This is a genomic window from Mycobacterium sp., from assembly GCF_039583805.1.
In the GTDB taxonomy this organism is placed as follows: Bacteria; Actinomycetota; Actinomycetes; order Mycobacteriales; family Mycobacteriaceae; genus Mycobacterium.
In genome coordinates this window covers 1-4,548 of record NZ_JAVKSH010000164.1, presented here as the reverse complement: position 1 = coordinate 4,548, position 4,548 = coordinate 1, and the positions used below count along the sequence as shown (strand labels likewise).

Below are 4,548 nucleotides of genomic sequence, written 5' to 3'. Positions count from 1 at the left end.
GTGCCGGCCATGGTTGCCGATGCCGTCCACCTGCTCACCGAGGTTCCGGTCGACGAGATCGAGGTCCTGATCGGCGAAGTGGATCTCGGCGACCCGCAGGTTCTGGCGCAAGCCCGTGAGGCCCGAGAAAGCGTCGCCGCAGCCGCTCGCAGCCAGCAGGATGCGGCTCGCGCATCTCGCCGCGCGGTCGCACGTCTGCGGGCGCGCGGACTGTCCGTGCGCGATATCGGGGTGATCTTGAACGTGAGCCCTCAGCGCGTCTCACAACTCGCTGCAACATCGGGGTGATCACTCACACGAGCGTGGCCGAACTCGGACGGCTGCTCAACGGACACCGTCGTTCGCCCCATCTCGTCGTCGATCGTCGTGATGGTATCCGCCCCCTCGGTCGCATCGCACGGAACCGACAGCGCCCGGGGTGCGCGACCGTTTCCAGGAGTTGAGTATTGATCGTGATTCGGTGTCGGAACCCGTAACCTCACCGGTATGTCTGCCCCTGACGGCCTCCGCGAGGATTACACCGGACACGTCGACCCAGGCACAGCCGCCCGCCGCACCCTGCCTGGCGCCACCATCATCAAGGCCTCGGTGGGCCCCATGGACAACAACGCCTACCTGGTCACCTGCTCGGAAACCGGCGAAACCCTGCTGATCGACGCCGCCAACGACGCCGGCGTCCTCCTCGACCTGATCCGGCGCCATGCGCCGAAGCTGTCGCTGATCGTGACCAGCCACCAGCACTTCGACCACTGGCAGGCGCTGCAAGCGGTGGCGGCCGCCACCGGCGCCCCGACCGCTGCCAGCAAGATCGACGCCGAGCCGCTGCCGGTGAAACCGGACAGGTTGCTGGCCGGCGGCGACACCGTGCACATCGGCAAGCTGACATTCGACGTCATCCACCTGCGCGGTCACACGCCCGGATCGATCGCGCTGGCCCTGGACAGCCCGGCAACCGGCGGGGTCACCCAGTTGTTCACCGGTGACTGCCTGTTCCCCGGCGGTGTCGGCAAGACGTGGCAACCCGGCGACTTCACCCAGCTGCTCGACGACGTCAGCACGCGGGTATTCGACGTGTACCCCGACTCCACGGTGGTCTACCCCGGTCACGGCGACGACACCACGCTCGGCGCCGAGCGGCCGCGGCTGCGCGAGTGGCGCGAACGGGGGTGGTGACGCCGGGGTGCGTTGCGCAGATCACCTCCGCGGTGTGCGACGCCCGCCCAGGCTCACGGCGTGGTGTGCACGATCAACACGTCGACCTTGGCCCGGCGCGAGACGTTCGCCGGGACCGACCCCAGCAGGCGGCCCGCGATCGTGCTCAAGCCGACGTTGCCGACGACGAGCAGATCGGCGCTCACCTCCTCGGCCAGCCCCACGAGGGCGTCGACGGGAGCGCCGACGACAGCGCGTTCTTCGACGTTCGCGGCCCCGACCGCGTGGGCCCGTTCCCTGGCCTCGCGCAGGATCGCGTAGATCGGCGCGCTGCCCGACACCTTGTAGCTTTCGTCCCTGAGCACGTCGGCGGCCCGAGAATCCTCCGCATGGGGCAGGTACGCCGACGCGATGATCAGCTTCGCGTCCGTCCCGGCGATGGCTCCCGCCCGGTCCACCGCGCGCAGCGACGAGTCCGAGCCGTCGGTTCCTACCACCACGGTCTGATAGGCGCTCATTTACCCTCCCAGGTGTCGGTTGCCACGCCAACCCAAGACAGTATCGCGTTGCAGGAGGCAGATGAGGGGATTTGGGCCACGTCGGGCTGACCTCAACCGGGCCGGGGTGCACCCGGGCGAATCCGCCGCACTCCGAACGGGGATGGGGTCGCGCATCGAAGCCCTACAGTGACAAGCACGATGGCCCTCTCCGTACTCGACAAGCCTGCGATCGCGGCAGCTCACCGCAGCCGACCGCGGCGCCGCGGCAGGCTGCTCGACCCGCTCGGGGTGGCAGTGCTGGCCGCAGTCGTCTCCGGCGCGGCTGCCGGCCGGCCGTCGCTGTGGTTCGACGAGGGCGCGACCATCTCGGCGTCGGCGAGCCGCTCGCTGCCGCAGCTGTGGCGGCTGCTCGGCCACATCGACGCCGTGCACGGCCTGTATTACCTGCTGATGCACGGTTGGTTCACGGTGTTCCCGCCGACGGAGTTCTGGTGCCGGCTGCCGAGTTCGGTGGCCGTCGGGGTCGCCGCCGCCGGCGTGGTCGTGTTCGCCACACAGTTCACGTCGCGCAGCGCCGCGGTGTGCGCGGGTGTCATCTTCGCCATCCTGCCGCGCATGACGTTGGCCGGTATCGAGGCCCGTTCCTACGCGTTCTCGGCGGCTGCCGCGGTGTGGCTGACCGTGCTGCTGGTCGCGTCGATCCGACGCGACCGGTGGTGGCGCTGGCTGCTGTACGCCGTGGGGCTGATCCTGTCGGTGTTGCTCAACGTCTACCTGGTGCTGGTGGTGCCGGCCCATGCCGTGGCTACAGCGGTCGTCGGACGCCGCAGGCCCGTAGTGATGCGGTGGGCAGCCGTGTCGGCGGTGTCGGTGGCGTCGACGACGCCGTTCCTGCTGCTCGCGCACGGCCAGGTCTTCCAGGTGTCGTGGATCTCACGACTGAGCTGGCACAACGTGATTGACGTCGCAGCGCACCAATACTTCGACAACAGCGTGCCGTTCGCGATCCTGGCCGCGGCCGTGTTGATTCTTGGGCTTGCCGCGTGGCGCTGCGGGCGACCCGGCCCCGCCGGCGAAATCCGCCAGCTGCTGGGTATCTGCGTGGCGTGGATGGTCGCCCCGACCGTCGTCAGCCTGATCTACTCGGCCTTCGGCGATCCGGTCTACTACGCGCGCTACCTGACCTTCACGGCTCCCGCGATGGCCGTCGTGCTGGCGGTCTGCATCGTGACCGTCGCCACGACGCCGCGGGCGATCGCGGCGGTGCTGATCCTGTTCGCCGTCGCCGCCGTCCCGAATTACCTGTTCTCCCAACGCACGAGGTACGCAAAAGAGGGCTGGGACTACAGCCAGGTCGCCGACGTCGTCGCCGCCCACGCCGCGCCCGGTGACTGCCTGCTGGTCGACAACACGGTGCGCTGGGCGCCGGGCCCGATCCGCGCGCTGGTCGCGACGCGGCCCGCGGCCTTCCGCCCGCTGGCCGACATCGAGCGCGGCGCCCCGGGGCGGGAGCGCGGCAGACTGTGGGACGGCCACCTCGCGGTGTGGCTGGTGCTGCCCCGGCTGAACAAATGCAGCACCGTGTGGACGATCTCCGGGCGCGACCCGACGCTGCCGGACCCGACGCTGCCGGACCACGACAGCGGGCCCGACCACAACAGCGGGCCCGACCACCACAGCGGCCGATCACTGCCGCCCGGCCCGCTGCTGGCTCATGCGCCGGTGTACCAATTCGCCGGCGAACTCGGATTCCGCATTGTCGAGCGCTGGCAGTTTCACCGCGCCCAGGTGGTGAGATCGACTCGCGGCTAGTGGTGTCGCTCGTACGTTCGTCGGGGTGCCGTGCACCGGGGGTCAGGTCACCGAACGTGAAGCCCTTGCGAAAAATCCGGCCAATTGTCGCAACGGCTTCACGTTCGGTGACACCGGGCTCAACGGGATCGACCCACACGCCTCGTCAGTCACATCTACCTGCCCGTACTGCAGACCTGGCGACAAACAGATGACCCCGACGAACATCTGAGCGCGACCACTAGCGAGGCTGGCCGTGTCGCGGGCCGAACAGCTCGGCCGGGAACACGCCGGCGACGGCCACCCGAATCGCCTTCGCGAATTCGGCAAGCTCGTCGGCCTGATCGGCGGGCAGCGCCCGCCACGGCGCAAACCCCAATTCGTCGGTGAGGTCTTCTATGGTCGACCGCAGCTGCGCACCGGCCGGCGTCAGCTCGCCGTCGGCACCCAGCAGGCCCCGCGAGATCAGGCCTTCGACAGCCGCGTTCCACTCGTCGCGACTCCACCCCCGCAGTCGCCGGGCGTACTCGGGATTGAAGCCGATTCCCGTTGCGGTGTGGGTGATCAACGCTTCCAGTCCGCTCAGCCCGTGGGTCACCAGAGCCGCGATATGCCCGTCGCCGCGATACTCCCGCAACAGCGTGATGGCATGCCACAGCTGCTCAACCGGGGCGTCCGGCCACGGCAGCTCGGCGTGGCCGGCATACAGCGGCCGCCCGTCGGCGTTCGGGATGGCCTCCGCGACGGAGCGCAGCGCCGCGGTGACGCGCGCCAGTTCCGCTGAGCCGACGCGCTCTTCGCCGACGACCCGCGGCAGCGCCGCCGCGACGATCTCGTAGCGCACCCGGGTCACCACGGCCGGCGACGCCAGCTCCCAGGCGGACGGGATCGCGCTCGCCACCAACTTCGGGCTGAAGTTGTAGAACGTCGCCGCAACGACATTCGCCGCCACCACGCCCATCGGCGCTGCCCGGCCGGCGAAATAATGCATCGTCGATTCCATGCCGAGCTCGCCGAACTTCGCGTCGGCTTCGGGCGCGAAGTACACGACCGCGTGCAGAGCGTCCAGGGAGCGGGTCAGCCGTCCGGCGGCGAGGGCATCCAT

The 4,548-nt window shown here is 69.5% G+C and carries 5 protein-coding genes; 3 read left to right on the top strand and 2 right to left on the bottom strand.

Features of this window, described 5'->3' with window-relative positions; translation table 11 throughout:
* Both ABDW21_RS16260 and ABDW21_RS16255 read left to right on the top strand, forming a co-directional pair.
* Nucleotides 1–288, top strand: a 288-nt coding sequence (locus ABDW21_RS16260) for a hypothetical protein (RefSeq protein WP_343603167.1), incomplete at its 5' end; no start/stop codon positions are given.
* Nucleotides 289–486: 198 nt separating this feature from the next.
* Nucleotides 487–1,173, top strand: coding sequence for an MBL fold metallo-hydrolase (locus ABDW21_RS16255; protein ID WP_343603165.1), 687 nt, complete (start codon nucleotides 487–489; stop codon nucleotides 1,171–1,173).
* Between the two features lie 53 nt (nucleotides 1,174–1,226).
* Here ABDW21_RS16255 and ABDW21_RS16250 read toward each other — a convergent pair whose 3' ends face one another.
* Nucleotides 1,227–1,670 carry a universal stress protein gene (locus ABDW21_RS16250; protein ID WP_343603163.1) on the bottom strand — a complete coding sequence of 148 codons (444 nt, stop codon included), beginning with the start codon at nucleotides 1,668–1,670 and terminating at the stop codon, nucleotides 1,227–1,229.
* A 180-nt stretch (nucleotides 1,671–1,850) separates the two neighbouring features.
* Here ABDW21_RS16250 and ABDW21_RS16245 point away from each other — a divergent pair, with 180 nt between their 5' ends.
* The gene (locus ABDW21_RS16245; protein ID WP_343710742.1) at nucleotides 1,851–3,464 is read left to right on the top strand and encodes a glycosyltransferase family 39 protein; all 1,614 of its coding nucleotides are present in this window, start codon (nucleotides 1,851–1,853) and stop codon (nucleotides 3,462–3,464) included.
* A 220-nt stretch (nucleotides 3,465–3,684) separates the two neighbouring features.
* Here ABDW21_RS16245 and ABDW21_RS16240 read toward each other — a convergent pair.
* Nucleotides 3,685–4,548, bottom strand: an 864-nt coding sequence (locus ABDW21_RS16240; protein ID WP_343603161.1) for a hypothetical protein, incomplete at its 5' end; no start/stop codon positions are given.